14 protein-coding genes and 1 rRNA gene are annotated in these 15,260 nt (G+C 35.0%); 2 read left to right on the top strand and 13 right to left on the bottom strand.

Going from position 1 to position 15,260, the window contains the following annotated elements:
• Positions 1–11: 11 nt before the first annotated feature.
• From ABWU50_RS05205 to ABWU50_RS05155, 11 genes are all read right to left on the bottom strand, one after another.
• Positions 12–263 carry a cold-shock protein gene (locus tag ABWU50_RS05205; protein WP_064124857.1) on the bottom strand — a complete coding sequence of 84 codons (252 nt, stop codon included), beginning with the start codon at positions 261–263 and terminating at the stop codon, positions 12–14.
• Positions 264–437: 174 nt separating this feature from the next.
• Positions 438–1,772: a TldD/PmbA family protein gene (locus ABWU50_RS05200; protein WP_353275613.1), complete on the bottom strand. Its 1,335-nt coding sequence runs from the start codon at positions 1,770–1,772 to the stop codon at positions 438–440.
• Positions 1,773–1,790: 18 nt separating this feature from the next.
• On the bottom strand, positions 1,791–2,663 hold the full coding sequence (gene atpG / locus ABWU50_RS05195) for an ATP synthase F1 subunit gamma (protein ID WP_353275611.1): 873 nt from the start codon (positions 2,661–2,663) through the stop codon (positions 1,791–1,793).
• Between the two features lie 209 nt (positions 2,664–2,872).
• On the bottom strand, positions 2,873–4,093 hold the full coding sequence (locus tag ABWU50_RS05190; RefSeq protein WP_353275609.1) for a heme biosynthesis protein HemY: 1,221 nt from the start codon (positions 4,091–4,093) through the stop codon (positions 2,873–2,875).
• On the bottom strand, positions 4,090–4,821 hold the full coding sequence (locus ABWU50_RS05185; RefSeq protein WP_341821325.1) for a hypothetical protein: 732 nt from the start codon (positions 4,819–4,821) through the stop codon (positions 4,090–4,092). The genes ABWU50_RS05190 and ABWU50_RS05185 overlap by 4 nt, the downstream gene beginning before the upstream one ends.
• On the bottom strand, positions 4,814–6,043 hold the full coding sequence (locus tag ABWU50_RS05180; RefSeq protein WP_353275607.1) for a lipoprotein-releasing ABC transporter permease subunit: 1,230 nt from the start codon (positions 6,041–6,043) through the stop codon (positions 4,814–4,816). The genes ABWU50_RS05185 and ABWU50_RS05180 overlap by 8 nt, the downstream gene beginning before the upstream one ends.
• A gap of 133 nt (positions 6,044–6,176) precedes the next feature.
• Positions 6,177–7,469 carry a sugar phosphate nucleotidyltransferase gene (locus ABWU50_RS05175; RefSeq protein WP_353275606.1) on the bottom strand — a complete coding sequence of 431 codons (1,293 nt, stop codon included), beginning with the start codon at positions 7,467–7,469 and terminating at the stop codon, positions 6,177–6,179.
• 117 nt (positions 7,470–7,586) lie between these two features.
• Positions 7,587–8,828, bottom strand: coding sequence for a hypothetical protein (locus tag ABWU50_RS05170; RefSeq protein ID WP_353275605.1), 1,242 nt, complete (start codon positions 8,826–8,828; stop codon positions 7,587–7,589).
• A 76-nt stretch (positions 8,829–8,904) separates the two neighbouring features.
• Positions 8,905–9,261 (bottom strand): succinate dehydrogenase, hydrophobic membrane anchor protein, encoded by a 357-nt coding sequence (gene sdhD, locus ABWU50_RS05165; protein WP_353275603.1) that lies wholly within the window; start codon positions 9,259–9,261, stop codon positions 8,905–8,907.
• On the bottom strand, positions 9,258–9,635 hold the full coding sequence (gene sdhC / locus ABWU50_RS05160; RefSeq protein ID WP_353275602.1) for a succinate dehydrogenase, cytochrome b556 subunit: 378 nt from the start codon (positions 9,633–9,635) through the stop codon (positions 9,258–9,260). The genes sdhD and sdhC overlap by 4 nt, the downstream gene beginning before the upstream one ends.
• Before the next feature lie 100 nt (positions 9,636–9,735).
• A 16S ribosomal RNA gene (locus tag ABWU50_RS05155) occupies positions 9,736–11,239 on the bottom strand.
• A 153-nt stretch (positions 11,240–11,392) separates the two neighbouring features.
• On the opposite strand from ABWU50_RS05155, the gene ABWU50_RS05150 reads away from it, so the two are divergent.
• Complete coding sequence (locus tag ABWU50_RS05150; protein ID WP_253309859.1) at positions 11,393–12,007, top strand: hypothetical protein; 615 nt, start codon at positions 11,393–11,395, stop codon at positions 12,005–12,007.
• Between the two features lie 535 nt (positions 12,008–12,542).
• On the opposite strand, the gene ABWU50_RS05145 is transcribed toward ABWU50_RS05150, so the two are convergent.
• Positions 12,543–12,728 (bottom strand): hypothetical protein, encoded by a 186-nt coding sequence (locus ABWU50_RS05145; protein WP_264732356.1) that lies wholly within the window; start codon positions 12,726–12,728, stop codon positions 12,543–12,545.
• Between the two features lie 228 nt (positions 12,729–12,956).
• Here ABWU50_RS05145 and radA point away from each other — a divergent pair, with 228 nt between their 5' ends.
• On the top strand, positions 12,957–14,300 hold the full coding sequence (gene radA, locus ABWU50_RS05140) for a DNA repair protein RadA (RefSeq protein ID WP_353275600.1): 1,344 nt from the start codon (positions 12,957–12,959) through the stop codon (positions 14,298–14,300).
• Here radA and ftsY read toward each other — a convergent pair.
• Positions 14,287–15,198, bottom strand: coding sequence for a signal recognition particle-docking protein FtsY (gene ftsY / locus ABWU50_RS05135; protein ID WP_353275598.1), 912 nt, complete (start codon positions 15,196–15,198; stop codon positions 14,287–14,289). The genes radA and ftsY overlap by 14 nt on opposite strands.
• Between the last annotated feature and the right edge of the window lie 62 nt (positions 15,199–15,260).

Here is a 15,260-nt window from a genome sequence, read left to right as displayed (position 1 = left end):
TTCATAATAGATTAATCTTCCAATCTTAAATTTATTGCAGATTTTTTATCTTCTCCGTTTCTACCGCGCTCCTCTTTAACCTCATAACTCACCCTTTCTCCTTTTATCCCCTTCTCTTTATTCTCTCCTTTAAGTGTCTCAGGCCTTATTCCTGAACGTTCCAACGTGCTAATATGTACAAAAACGTCACCCCCTTTACCTTCTGGCTTGATGAAACCATAGCCTTTTTCGGCATTAAACCATTTTACATTACCAAATTCCATTTAAACAACTCCTAAATTATTAATTAACATTACTAATGTGATGAAAAACTTTGAAATTACGATTGAGAATGCTTTAAGCTTAGCTATTGAAACTAAACCTTTATACTCCATAGTCTATTCTTAACATTACATGACAATAATACACAATTGTTGTACTTAATGCAAATAAATTTTTTAATCGTTAAGCGAACCTGCAACCTTCATTTCGCTAACTTTAATCGTTGGTGAATTAAATTGCCCACAAAAAGTTAGATCATCTGCAACGACTAAATTGCTAAACATATCCTTTAAATTGCTAGCAATGGTAATCTCATGTATTGGATACGTTATTTTTCCATTTTCTATAAAAAATCCGGAAGCGCCTTGGCTGTAACCGCCATTGATTAAATTAACACCAAAACCAAATAAATCAGTTACATATATTCCCTCTTTCACTTCCTGAATTAATTCTTCAAACGATACATTACCATTCTCAATGTAGAGGTTACTAGCTGCAGGAATAACTGCAGCATTACTTGCACGAGTTGCACTTCCGGTTGTTTCTGAGTCTAATTTTCTAGCCGAGTATAAGTCTAAAATCCAATTTTGTAATATTCCGTTTTTTACAAATATATTTTTCTTGCTAGTTATCCCTTCTCCATCAAATGGTCTCGATGCTATGCCTCTTGGCAACAATGGATCATCAATAATATTAATTCTATCGTTGAAAATCTGAGCGTTTAAACTACCCCTCAAGAAAGAACTGTTGCTTATAATACTGCTCCCATTTATAGCAGAAGCAAAACTTTTTACTAGCCCTTTTGCTGCTCTTTTTTCAAAAATAACTGGAAATTTACCAGTTTTAATTGTACGTGAATTCAATTGATCAACTGCTCTTTTTGCTGCTTCTTTTCCCATTAACTCTGGCAACTTTAAATCACTAAAATTACATGCTATATCATAATCGTAACCAACCTTCATTTCACTTTCTCTTCCAGCAACAACAGAGACCTGATTAGCAAAGGTTGATTTACTAAACGAGCCAATAAAACCAGAAACAGTCGATAATACTGTATTCACTAAAGCGTATGAAGAAGAGGCTCCTTCAGAATTAGTGATACTCTTATGTGCAAGGGCTGAATTTTCTGCAGCTTCAGCAATTTCTTTTAGGTTATCAACGGTTACAACATTATTATCTGAGATACTTAAATCTGCAGAAGAGATATAATTACTACCATTTACAGCAAAATTAATGCAAGGATCTTCTGGCGCATTCTTTGCCATTTCTACCACTTGGCTTACCGTATCACTAAGATTATTCAAATCGTTTGTAGAAATATACGCAGCTTTGTTTTTACCTGCTATAGCTCTGATTCCTACAGTGCAATTTTTAGATTGTGATATTTGCTCAATTTTTGATAGACGCTGAGAAACTGAAGTCTTATTAGTTTCATATATTGTAACTTCCGCATCTTGATTCTGCTTTTTTATTAATTTAGTGATATCTGCTGCAATATTTAATATATTCATTTTCTATTCCTTAGATTTTTATAAAGACTCTGCACCACCTATAACTTCAATTAAATCAGTTGTAATTGCTGCTTGACGAGAACGATTATAAAGCAATGCTAGTTTGTTCAGCATCTCTTTAGTGTTTCTGTTTGCTGATTCCATAGCAACCATCCTAGCACTATTCTCACTTGTTGCACTTTCAAGCAAAGCAGAGTAAAGAGCAATTACAACGTAATCTTGAACCAAAGATTTTAAAATAAATTCAATATTTTGTGGTTCATACTCATAGCCGTAATCTGTTGTTGGACCAGCCAGAGAGTTGTCAATCAAGGATGAGTCTTCACTCCATGGTTTTATTGTTTCCAACATTGGTTTTTGCGTGAAGGTATTATAGAATTTACTATAAAAAACTTTAACTTTATCGTATTTACTTAAATCTATACCATCAACCAAAGCTTCTACGTGCTTTAACGTGATCCCCTTACTATTTTCAATTTTTAAGATACTTTTAGAGTCAAACCTATTTTTACCTACATCAAAAGCTTTTTTACCAAGAAATACAATATCTACTTTTTTGCCATTTGCGATTGACTTATTTACACGCTCTTGACTAAATTTGACAATAGAAGAGTTAAAGTTGCCGCACAAGCCACGATCAGACGCAACAATGAATACTAGGTAAGAACCGTCGTTACTGACATTTAGAATTTTTGCCAGTAATTCTTGATCAACTGATAGCATTAATGAAGAAATAATGCTATGCAGCTTAGATACATATAATTTTGAATTTGATAATTTCTTTTGGCTTTGTAATAACTTTGCTGCAGAAACCATTTGCATTATTTTCGTGGTTTTCTGTACAGACCTAATATTCTTAATTCTTAAGGATAATTCCTTTAAGCTCTTCATTTTGTATACAACCCTGATTTATTAAAATATATAATTGTTAGTGTCTAAAAGCAAGTTTTTTTGACATTAGAACCAAGTCTAACTAAAAAACTTGCAGGTTTATTATTTTGAAATAAGGGTTATATTAAGAGATCTACTCCAAAAATTGTTCAATAGAGGTCTTTGATGGTAATTTCCCATATATTATTATCATCACACTTTGTGGAACCTTATAATATATAATAAACGCAATTAAAACTATTGCAATTTGAACATTTATGATCCCATTGCTTTAGTTCTCTGTTACAATTTTTACACTTCCAGCCCGGATCAGGCAAAGCTTCTGAGCCCATCTTGTTTAGCCAATAAATTACCTTGTCGTGTTCTTGCAATTTAACCTTAAGTTGTATTACAATAAAGTAGATTGACATGTAATTAGCCTTTTTCATAGCAGTGTCTAAATATTGACTTGCAAGATCATATTTACCTGAACTCATTGAGGACAAAGCAAGTAAACAGTAACTAAAATAATAATCAGGGCGTAAGTTGTATAGTCTTTCAGCACCTTTACTATTTAAATTGATGTACATTTTAGCTGACTGAGGAGTAGGATTTACTGCATATTCTGCCTCTAGCACTGCAGAAGCTTTTCTGATTTTTCCAAGTTTAATATATAATTCTGCCTTTAAATAATTAATGGGCCGAAAAGTTGCATAATAACTTTGTGCTCTGAGTAAAGACTTTATAGCCCCTTTAAAATCCCCTTTACTTTCATATTGTTTTGCCAAAGCACAATAAAAAACTGCAAACATTTCTTTATGGTCAAAGGGAAGAAAAATATTGAACTTAACTGCTTCCCTCAACTTCAAAATTGCATTAATCCAATCTTCTTTCAATATGCAATGCTCTATTTGAAAGGGAATAGATAGCATTTTATCATTAATTGAACTAGAGCAATATTCTATAAATTTTTGAAAGACTACTTTTTCTTGTTTGAGGTGAACAATCAGCTTATTGGCCAGAAGTAGAGCTAAGTTACGATTTTTATTTGCAATATTTGTTAAACCGTTACTGAAAAAGCTGTAATTTCCCGTCTTACCTGAGTTAAAGAGCTTTATTAAAGACAACCTATCGCTCTTCTCATTTAGACTTTTAACTACCTTTTGGGCATTCTCTATATTGTTTAAGTCTATGCTAAAGAAAGCTTCAAAGAGAAGCAATTCTTCCCTATCCCTTCTTCTATTTCTTATGTTGGCAAATGTTGATAAAATGGAGGAAAAAAAGCGTACAAGTGTAATTAATAAAAATAATAAAACTACACAAGTAAAAATAATGAAATATAGATCAATACTTATAGTGTAATTGCCTAATTCCAATTTTATTACTTCACCACTTACCTTGACCCATATGCCAAATAAAAACGAAAGAGCGAAAATTATAAAATAAATCATGAGATATATTGTAATAAGTGATGATATATTGTTGAAATATTCTTAGAAGCTACAATAAAACCATTCAATTTATTCAGCCATGGCTTGAATTCTGAATGCGTTAAATTGCTTACTGTAACAGTTATATTTTGCCAATCATTATCGTTTATTGACTCCTCAATTTCTGCGAATTTTGCCCTTAATGGGTCATTTTTATCTTGTATTCTAATCCAGTTTGAAATGATTTTTTTAGACAATGTACTTTTATTGTAGTTAATAACAGCAATGGTCTTCTCAAAAGATAACTTCAACTCACGTAAAGTATCTACCTCTTTCAAACTTTCCAATTCATTTACTGCATTTTCTATCTCTGGATCATCAAGCTCTGATATCAAAGGCTTTATTGAATTTATATGATTATCAAATTTTGCTTCTCGCAATAACGAATTCTTCATTTTAACTACAAGTAGCAGCAATCTTGCGAGGTTCTTATACCTTGAGCTACCATCACCTTGCTCACATTGAGTGTGCAGACCTCTCTTTAAGTCAAATATCTTTTTTTCTACCCTGGATTGATTAACTTCAAGTGACATTCTGAATTCATCTATTTTTTCCGTTAAAACATTTATATTGTCTTCGCTTTCTTGCTGACTTATTTTTAAAAAGATTATGTTATTTATTGTGATGTAACCGGTAAATAACAATACAATTAAGAACCAACCTATGTACTTTTGCTGAGTATCATTCATAACGTAGTATCTCCGCAGGATCTTGTGCAGATGCCTGCAATGCAGGAGCAATTGTCGCTAAAAATGATAAGAGTAACGTAAGTGCAGAAATACTTACTACATCTTGAGGGACTAATATCACCGGTAAACTTGAAAAAAAGTATATCATAGGATCAAACAGCTTGACGTTAGTAATGTTTTCTAAAAACACTCTAATACTTTCGATATTGAGAGAAAAAACGACACCTATAATACAGCCAAGACAAGTTCCCGTAAAACCGATTAATAGACCACAAGCGCAAAATATGCGCATAATGCTTCCACTTGTTGCACCAAATGTACGCATAATTGCAATCGCGGATTTCTTTTCTTGCACTATCATCATTAAATTTGAGATAATATTAAACGCTGCTACAACTATAATCAAAGTAAGAATTAAAAACATCACATTTCTTTCAGTTTTTAAAGCACTAAAATAATGGCTTTGCTGTGATTGCCAACTTTCAGCTTTCATTCCTATTTCTTTTTCTATAGCATCTGCCAGCTTATCAGCTCTAGTAACGTCGTCTACAAGTACTTCTATATTTTTTATGCTATTTTCATAATTAAAAAAGGCTTGTGCTGATTTTAGAGGCATATATATCAAGGTATTATCATACTCAAACATACCCATATCAAATATTGCTATAACTTTATATTTTTTCATTCGCGGCATTTCACCAAGTAATGCATCAAATTCTTCAGATGATATAAACGTAATTTTGTCGCCATAGTCAACGTTCAAAGCTTCTGCCAATCGTGCTCCTATTATTATCCCTTCATCAAATTTTTTTACATCACCTATAATTACATTATTTGTAATGGTAGTACTATCAAGCAAATCTTTAGTTGACACACCTCGCACTACGCTACCTGCAATTTTACCATTTGCTACAATAATAACTTGATCATTGGTCATAGGAGTAGCTTTTAATATACCAGGAATTTTCTCAATAGATTTCGAAACTGTGCAGTAATCTGAATTTATGTTCCTATCAAAATAAACATTAATATGGCCATCAATGCCAAGTATTGAGTCAAGCAACTTTGCTCTGAATCCGTTCATCACAGACATCACCACTATTAGTGTTGCAACTCCAAGGGCAATGCCGATAATAGAGAACAAAGTCATTATAGAGCAAAATCTGGCATTTTTCGCTCGCAAATAGCAAGCAGCCATAGTAATTTCAAAGGCAATGGACATTACAAAATATTTTGAGGTTAAACATTATATTCTTGAAACTTCGTATAATTGTAGACTTTTCTTTATTTGAAAACTAGATATTTTTACTCCTTTAAATTTAGCAGACTTATAGAGTATCTTTAACATTAGAATTTCAAAATCTTCCATATACATCATCCAATCTCACTATATCATTATCAGATAAATGCTCTCCTATCTGAAATTCAACTATTTCAAGTGGAGAGCTTGTGCTTCTATTTTCAATCCTATGGGAAATTTCCCTTGGGATTTCTATCATATGGTCTTTTACTATAGCATATTCTTTGTCGCCTAAACTAACATACCCAACTCCCGATAGTACTATATGGTATTCATCTCTATAGTGATGGAATTGCTTAGAAGTGGAGCTTAATGGATTTATAAAAAGATATTTTATAAGAAAATTTTCGCTCATTAAAATTATACTACAAAATCCCCATGGCTTGACTTCCTTTCTCATCACTTTTGCTTTTCTAACTTTATTAACAAATGCAATTAGGCTCTTATTTGGCTGTTTATAAACTCTACTTAGTAAATTTCTTGTATCACTTTCTGTCGTCAAAACTGGCTCTCTTTTTTTTGTTACATGTCGGAATGACGACGTAAACTTCTCACTCAATTCTAAAACTGAATTCCAAGTTCCAACATCCAGCCAATCGAAATTAGCTTCTATCATTGCAACGTTTTTTGCTTTTTCCATTACCAAGTAATCAATAGAGACGCCTTCAATTCCTGCAAAATCTCGTTGTTTTAAATACAGAAATCTCTCTTGCGGTGTGAAATGTTTCACACTTGCAAAACATAAATTATAAATAGTCGGGGCAGATTTTTTGATCTCATCTATATAGCGTTTTGCTTTGAACACAAATATTCCAGAATTCCAATAATAATCATTACTTAATACATGCTCAGGTTTCTCTATGAAATCCTTTACTATATGATACTTTTCCTTATGATCATAAACTGCATTTATATAGCCGTATTCAGAATTGAATTCATGAGGCTTAACTCCAAACGTAACTATAGAGTTAGTTTCAGAAGCTAGCTGAGATGCTTTGTGAGCAGAAGCATAAAAATTATTCAAATCACCTATAAAATGGTCTGAAGGCAGAATTAACATTATCTCGTTTTCATTGCAGAGAAGCGCAGCAATTAATATCGCTGCTGCTGTTCCAATTTTCACTGGTTCGAAAATCACTTTATATTCTCGCAGCGCATGCAACTCCTTCTTCACTAACGACTCGTACTGTATATTTGTGGCAATTATGGGTGGCATATAACCACTTTTTAGCCTCAATAAAGTGTTCTGAAACATAGTGTTATGGCTAAATATTTTTTGAAATTGCTTTGGCTTCGATAAAGGCCAAAGTCTGCTGCCACTACCACCACATAGTATTACAGGGCGCATATAGTTAAGAAAATTAATTAAATAATTAATACCTTATACTAATAGTAAAATGCATGCAAGTTTTTGTTGTGGAATAGTTAATAAAGAAAGTAAATGTTAATTTAAAGTAGTGGCCGGTTAGCGAGGAGGTAATTGAAATTTTTCGTCTTGCAATGAACTCCGTCTGCTTAGTACTTCATTAACATGAGGAGTATCACTCACTTTTTCAACATCTGCTTTTTTAGACGCAGCTATTTTCTCATTACTTTTGTTTTGCAACTTCTCCTTCTTTAAGCTTTTTCGAATATCTGGTTCTCTAGATTTATCTATACTTTCACTACTTTTATTTGACGGCTTCTCTAAGTCTTTTTCAATACCTGGCCTTCTAGCATTAAGCTCATCCCATGTGCCCACTATACTAAGTGGCTTATGATCCTTTTGCCCTGGCTTTAGCCTTTCTCCACCTTTAATAACATTAAAGTCACTTTTTGCTTCTTCCCAACATCCTTTCAATTGGTGTTTCCACATAGTGAAGTAAGCATCACCATACTTCTTCTTACCTGCTACAAATAATAAAATTGGAGCCTTAAGTATGGTAGCTCCCATATTCACTAAATTTTTTACTGCCATTGCAGGGGTGAACAAAAGATAGCCAAAAGACTTTGCAATTGGGTTTTGTTCGCTTATTAAATACTCCCCTAACTTTATAGGAAGAGAGGTCAACAATTTAGTACAAACTTTAGCCAAGCTTGTAGCAAAAACGATAGGAACAGATATAAGACTTTTATCTAGCTCTAGATTACCATCCTGATCTCTAATTTCTGAAAAATGGGTGCTTAGCTTCTTGTAATCACTAGCGTATAGTAATTTTCCATTTCTTCCTTTTTCATCTCTATCTTTCTCATCAACTTCTCCCGTGTCATCATTGATGAAGCAACCTTTTTTAGCAAGAAAAGAAGAATTAGTTAATCTAAGTAACTTAGTATCAACCTCAAAGACCGGCAAGTGTTTTTCAAGATCTATTTTTGAAAACTTAAATGGCTTATAAAATTTACTATAATCATTAACCTCACGCCTACCTTTACTAACTAAAAAGTCAATAGTAAAGTAAGATTTTTTATCAATTTCCTTAACCAAGGCTAGATCAAATTTGTATTCATTATATATAAGCTGGTACTCTGGATTTCCGTCTTTATTTTTTACAACTCTCCCAGAATCTACAATCTGATCATAATTTTTTGGATATTGACACTTTCGTCCATCCTCATATATCATTACCTTTCTAAGGTCTTTGACATAAACTTGAGAATCAGATGAACTAAATAGATCCTTCACCTTTAGCGTAAGGTCTATTCCCCACTTTTTCAATGTCTCTAACATATTGCTAAACCAAAATCGCTATAGTTCAATGATAAAACTAGTACACTAATAATATATTAACACAGAATTGGCAATTCTACAAGAAAATATGCCTGTAGAAGACAAAGATTGTAAAAGCGAGGGTTATATAAGTAATGCTTGATAAGTACTTTATGCATGTAATTGTGAAAATCCTTAGAGATACGCTGTGTATATAATCTTCACACACTACCTGCATTCCAAGAACTGCGTGCCAAAAAATGCAAAACAACAATACAACAAAAAATAAAAGCTCTAGAGGGTGATTAATAAATTTTTCACTAAAAGATAAAGAGCTATCAGTATAAAATGCGCAAGAAAATGAATAGATAAACCAAGGAAACAGGAATAGTAAAATTACCGCAGAAACACGCTGGACCCACCAATGATGTACTGAATTTCCAGATTGACTCATATAAACATAAATAAAAAAGCCATAGTAGAAAGAAGTAGCGTTACTGTCAGCAGTATAGCACTCCTTGAAACGCCAGTAATTTCTAAATTAAGCCCAACATCCCAAAATAAATGACGAATACCATTAAGAAAATGATATACAAAACTTATAAAACATAAGACATAAGCTAATTTAGCAACAGGAGTGAATAATAATGCATTTAAGTACCTTACTATAAGTAACTCAGGAAAGTAAACATATAATATGAAATACCAAGAAAGTATCATTAATAAAAGGAATAGCAAGATACCAGTCAATCTGTGCATAATAGAGAAAAAACTAGTAACTTGTACTTTATATATTTGTAAATGTGGAGAAAGAGGCCTATCACTCATAAAATTCCGTTATTGGGAAATTAAAATAAAGTAGAAGTAAAGACAGCAGTATAGCACATAACAACACCATCATTAAAAATGGTAAGTTATGCGCAAAGCCCAAGGAGGTAATCCAGCTGCAGATTCCCCTACTGCTACCTTGTTACGACTTCACCCCAGTCACCGATCCCACTTTAAATAACTCCCTCCTTGCGGTTAGGTCGTTAGCTTCGAGTGAAACCAATTCCCATGGCGTGACGGGCAGTGTGTACAAGACCCGAGAACGTATTCACCGTGGCATGCTGATCCACGATTACTAGCGATTCCAACTTCATGTACTCGAGTTGCAGAGTACAATCCGAACTGAGATGGCTTTTAAGGGATTAGCTTAGCCTCGCGACTTTGCAGCCCATTGTAGCCACCATTGTAGCACGTGTGTAGCCCACTCCATAAGGGCCATGATGACTTGACATCATCCCCACCTTCCTCCAGTTTATCACTGGCAGTTTCCTTAAAGTCCCCAGCATTACCTGATGGTAACTAAGGATGAGGGTTGCGCTCGTTGCGGGACTTAACCCAACATCTCACGACACGAGCTGACGACAGCCATGCAACACCTGTGTAAAATCCGGCCGAACCGACCCTATCCCTTCGAATAGGTATAATTTCCATGTCAAGGAGTGGTAAGGTTTTTCGCGTTGCATCGAATTAAACCACATGCTCCACCGCTTGTGCGGGTCCCCGTCAATTCCTTTGAGTTTTAATCTTGCGACCGTAGTCCCCAGGCGGAATGTTTAACGCGTTAGCTGTAATACAGAAAGTAAACTTCCCATATTTAACATTCATCGTTTACAGCGTGGACTACCAGGGTATCTAATCCTGTTTGCTCCCCACGCCTTCGCGCCTCAGCGTCAGATTTGAACCAGATAGACGCCTTCGCCACTGGTGTTCCTCCTAATATTTACGAATTTCACCTCTACACTAGGAATTCCTCTATCCTCTTTCAATCTCTAGGTTAGCAGTTTTAAAAGTAGTTCCAAGGTTAAGCCTCGGGATTTCACTTTTAACTTACTAACCAGCCTACGCGCCCTTTACGCCCAATAATTCCGAATAACGCTAGCCCTCTCCGTATTACCGCGGCTGCTGGCACGGAGTTAGCCAGGACTTCTTCTGTGAGTACCGTCATTATCTTCCTCACTAAAAGAGCTTTACAACCCAAAGGCCTTCTTCACTCATGCGGCATGGCTGGATCAGGCTTTCGCCCATTGTCCAATATTCCCCACTGCTGCCTCCCGTAGGAGTCTGGACCGTATCTCAGTTCCAGTGTGGCTGATCATCCTCTCAGATCAGCTATAGATCATTGCCTTGGTAGGCTATTACCCCACCAACTAGCTAATCTAATATAGGCTCATCTAATAGCAATAAATTTTTCCCCCGTAGGGCGTATACGGTATTAGTTGCAGTTTCCAACAATTATTCCGTACTACTAGGTAGATTCCTATATATTACTCACCCGTCTGCCACTAAGTTATACCATAGCAAGCTACAATATAACTCCGTTCGACTTGCATGTGTTAGGCCTGCCGCCAGCGTTCATTCTGAGCCAGGATCAAACTCTCAAATTTAGACTTCAACCTATAAAAGGTTGAGGGTACATCGGATAAATCCGACAAAAAATAATTTAGCTTAATACTGCTGTCTTTATTTCTACTTTAGAAATATTTTAATCTCCAACTATTCAAACAACTTTGAGAATATTATTATGTGATATAATCACTATGTCAATATGTTTTTGCAAATCAAAAGCATTAATGTATAAATATATAACTATTTGGAATATTACCATGAAAAAATACATCTTTCTGCTTGCACTCGCACCAATGTTAGTTGGCATCACATTATACTTATTGCGCAACATTGATAACACAAAACAATCTATAACTGCGGGTGACAAGTTTTACGAAGTATTATTCTTTAAAAAAGATAATAAGCCGCTGCTAGAAGAAATAGATTCAAATTGGGGGTATTTAGCAAATTTTGAACACGCATTCAATCATATCTCAGATTCAATGCCAACAAACACAGCATCTATTTATAATGATTTGGCAGATGATAAAGATGCTCCTAATGTTTTGCGTGAGTTAGCACAATACTTAGAGGTAATGAGCTTACTTCACTCCAACGGTGAAAAAATAAATAAAGATAAAATTGATAATTTAGAATCAAGTGCAGTGTATCCTTATTCAAGCCAAGAAGCTATCGCTGTAGTAAAGATACATAATAACGACATTAAAGGTGCAACTGAAATATTGCGTTCCCTATTAAATGACAGAAAATGCCCTATCCTAATCAAAGCTAATGCACAAGAACTACTCAGGATATATGGAAGTTAACTCATTAGACTTTTTGTATAGTTTTTGGCAACAACCGTTAGAAACGAAAAAACTTCCTTGACAAACTCCGCCAGCCCCACTTATTATGATAGTGAAGGTATTCAGTTATCTTCATCTGTGCAGATTAAACAGCAAGAAAACAACGTAGTTGGCGTCTTATTTTTAATTTTTTGCACTATGTGCACCTTATGTCTTCACAACATTTCTGGGTTTTTACCTATATAAGCTGAAACGCGCTTATAAGTCGTTTAAGACAGTATAGTACGCCAATTTGCAGGATTAGAGAGTGACAACTAGCTAACACGGGGTTTCTTTTGCCTTTTTTTCTGCTTAGTAAATTTCTTAAACATTTAAACTAAGGTGAGTTGCATTTAAAAGCAGCTAAATTGAAGTGTTTAAGACTTAAAAAACGCCAATACTGAAAATAGACAATGACTAGAGCTTCTTTTGCCTTTTTTTTCGTTTGGTAAATTTCTTAACGTTTGTAGCTAAAAGAGCCCAAGAGAGGTGTCATCCCGCTGCTTGTTAGCGGGATCTATGTTAAGAGATACCGCGAATGAATCGCGGTATGACGTAGGACTGCTGTCATCCCAGTGCCCAGACACTGGGATCCAGTTTTCCATATAATCTCATCGAAAATGTTGTAACCACTTTCTATGCTAGTTTGCTTGCTTACAAGCAAACTTTTCTGGATCCCAGTGTCGGGGCACTGGGATGACAAAAAAGGGGCTGCTCGGATGACAAAAAAAGGATGCTACTGGAATGACAGGAGAATGGGCTACTTGGATCCTAGAGGGAAGCGTTCGTGCAATTATTGTGCATGAATTTAAATGGCACAACTTATGACAATTATCTTCGCACCAAAACGTTTGTGAGACTCAGTGGTTAGATTTACTTCGCCTATTCAGCTAATTTTTATTACAATTATAACAAAATAATTTTGGCTTTGATGAAAACTGTATATGTATGTCAATCCTGTGGTCATAGCACTGGTAGGTGGGTAGGAAAGTGCATTGCATGTGACAATTGGGATACAGTTGTTGAAGAAATAGCAGTAAAAACGGGCAAAAGAAGTATATCTGCGCCAATTTTAATAAAGGCGTTATCGGGTAGCGAAATTATCACTCCAAGTCGTTTTCTAACAGGAGTAGAAGAATTAGATAGAGTTTTTGGTGGAGGTATCGTTCAAGGTGCTAGCATTCTAATTGGAGGCGAACCTGGTATTGGAAAATCTACCCTTTTGCTTAGAATTGCAGCTAATGTCGTGCAACTTTCCTCTTTTGAATGTCTTTATGTATCTGGCGAGGAATCTTTAGAGCAGGTGAGCCTCAGAGCAAAGCGTCTTAAGATAAATGAACCTAAAATTAAGCTTTTATCTACAGTGTCTTTAACTGATGTAGTAGCAACAATAAAGGAAAATAAAAGTATTAAATTTTTAGTAATTGACTCTATACAAACAATGTATGATAGCAGAATTACATCGGCACCAGGAACTGTAACTCAGGTTCGTACTTGTGCCCATGAATTAACCATTCTTGCGAAACAATATGGTGTTTCTCTTTTAATAGTTGGTCATATAACTAAGGATGGGAAAATAGCTGGACCTAAAACTTTGGAGCATATGGTAGATACGGTATTATATTTTGAAGATGAAAATAGCAATCAATACCGTATTTTGCGTACTATTAAAAATAGATTTGGCCCTGCAAATGAAATTGGTGTTTTTGAGATGTCTGAAGCAGGACTTGTGCCTGTTGATAATCCATCATCATTGTTTCTGATGGCCCATGACAGAGAAGTAGTTGGCAGCGCTGTATTTGCAGGAATTGAAGGTTCAAGACCAATTTTAATGGAAGTTCAAGCGTTAATAGCAGGGACTAATATGGCAACCCCAAGAAGGGCAGTAGTTGGGTGGGATATTAATCGATTGGCTATGATCATCGCGGTGCTAAATGCTCGCTGTAAAATGTTTTTGCATGATAAAGAGGTATACCTAAACATTGCAGGGGGACTCAAAATACAGGAACCATCGGCTGATCTTGCTGTTGCTGCTTCCCTTATTTCAAGTGTAGTAAATTTACCGCTGCCAACTTCTTCAATAATCTGCGGTGAAGTTGCACTTTCTGGAGAAATTAGGAATGTCTCGCATGCTGATCTTAGACTAAAAGAAGCACAAAAGTTAGGATTCAAAAAAGCAATTATGCCTAAAAATGGTAATTACTCTTCTCATGATATTGAGATAATCAAGCTTGGTCACGTAAGGGAATTAAGAGAAATTTTTAATTACAATTAAATAATGCTTCAGCAAACTCTTTACTAGTAAACTCCTTTAAGTCCTCTATACTTTCACCAATTCCTATAGCATGTAACTTTACCTTATAAGCTTCTGCAAGTCCAATTACTACTCCGCCCTTAGCAGTGCCATCTAGCTTTGTTATGATTAACCCTGTAACACTAACCATCTTACTAAATGCCTCTAATTGGCTATAAGCATTTTGGCCGGTAGTTGCGTCAAGAACTAAAATAACATCATGAGGGGCAGTGTCATCCAATTTCTTTATCGTTCTATATATTTTTGATAACTCCTCCATAAGGTTCACATTATTTTGCAGCCTTCCTGCTGTGTCAATTAGAACAACATCAACGTTATCTTTTATAGCTTGACTTACAGCTCTATATGCCACACTCGCAGAATCGCTACCATGCTCTCCAGTAACAATCAAGCAATCAGAACGTTCTGCCCAAATGTTTAATTGTTCACTAGCAGCAGCTCTAAATGTATCACATGCAACAAGCATAACGGACTTTCCCATCTCCTTATATTTATATGCGAGCTTACCTATAGTTGTGGTTTTACCATTACCATTTACTCCACATACCATTATTATATGTGGTTTTCTGTTTAAAATTAACGGTTGCACGACAGGGTTTAATATAGCTTCTATTTCGTTCATTAACTGCTGTGTGATAATGTTATGTTCAACTTCCTTGTCAAACTTGATGCTTGTGAGCCTGTCAATAAGCAGTCTAGAAGTTTTATGACCTATGTCCATGCTGATTAGCAGCTCCTCCAGCTCATCTAAAAGCGACTGATCTAATTTTTTTTTGCCAGAAAAAATATTTTTTACTCCATCACTAAAGCGAGAGGAGGTTTTTAATAGTCCTTGATAAAGATTACTGAACAAACTCAAGAAATACTCCTTCTAAAATTACCATATAAAGAATGACATGCACTATATGTATTTGTAAAGTA

The sequence above is a fragment of the Wolbachia endosymbiont (group A) of Pipizella viduata genome, from assembly GCF_964028555.1.
In the GTDB taxonomy this organism is placed as follows: Bacteria; Pseudomonadota; Alphaproteobacteria; order Rickettsiales; family Anaplasmataceae; genus Wolbachia.
The sequence above is the reverse complement of the archived record's forward strand: the minus strand, read 5'-3'. Positions and strand labels throughout refer to the sequence as shown.

What these genes read in the sequence shown, in the direction of transcription:
- sdhC (WP_353275602.1), bottom strand. Translation starts at nt 9,635, where the DNA reads ATGAGTGATAGGCCTCTTTCTCCACATTTACAAATATATAAAGTACAA.
- ABWU50_RS05190 (WP_353275609.1), bottom strand. Translation starts at nt 4,093, where the DNA reads ATGATTTATTTTATAATTTTCGCTCTTTCGTTTTTATTTGGCATATGG.
- ABWU50_RS05185 (WP_341821325.1), bottom strand. Translation starts at nt 4,821, where the DNA reads ATGAATGATACTCAGCAAAAGTACATAGGTTGGTTCTTAATTGTATTG.
- sdhD (WP_353275603.1), bottom strand. Translation starts at nt 9,261, where the DNA reads ATGAGTCAATCTGGAAATTCAGTACATCATTGGTGGGTCCAGCGTGTT.
- atpG (WP_353275611.1), bottom strand. Translation starts at nt 2,663, where the DNA reads ATGAAGAGCTTAAAGGAATTATCCTTAAGAATTAAGAATATTAGGTCT.
- ABWU50_RS05180 (WP_353275607.1), bottom strand. Translation starts at nt 6,043, where the DNA reads ATGTCCATTGCCTTTGAAATTACTATGGCTGCTTGCTATTTGCGAGCG.
- radA (WP_353275600.1), top strand. Translation starts at nt 12,957, where the DNA reads ATGAAAACTGTATATGTATGTCAATCCTGTGGTCATAGCACTGGTAGG.
- ABWU50_RS05175 (WP_353275606.1), bottom strand. Translation starts at nt 7,469, where the DNA reads ATGCGCCCTGTAATACTATGTGGTGGTAGTGGCAGCAGACTTTGGCCT.
- ABWU50_RS05170 (WP_353275605.1), bottom strand. Translation starts at nt 8,828, where the DNA reads ATGTTAGAGACATTGAAAAAGTGGGGAATAGACCTTACGCTAAAGGTG.
- ABWU50_RS05150 (WP_253309859.1), top strand. Translation starts at nt 11,393, where the DNA reads ATGTCAATATGTTTTTGCAAATCAAAAGCATTAATGTATAAATATATA.
- ABWU50_RS05205 (WP_064124857.1), bottom strand. Translation starts at nt 263, where the DNA reads ATGGAATTTGGTAATGTAAAATGGTTTAATGCCGAAAAAGGCTATGGT.
- ABWU50_RS05200 (WP_353275613.1), bottom strand. Translation starts at nt 1,772, where the DNA reads ATGAATATATTAAATATTGCAGCAGATATCACTAAATTAATAAAAAAG.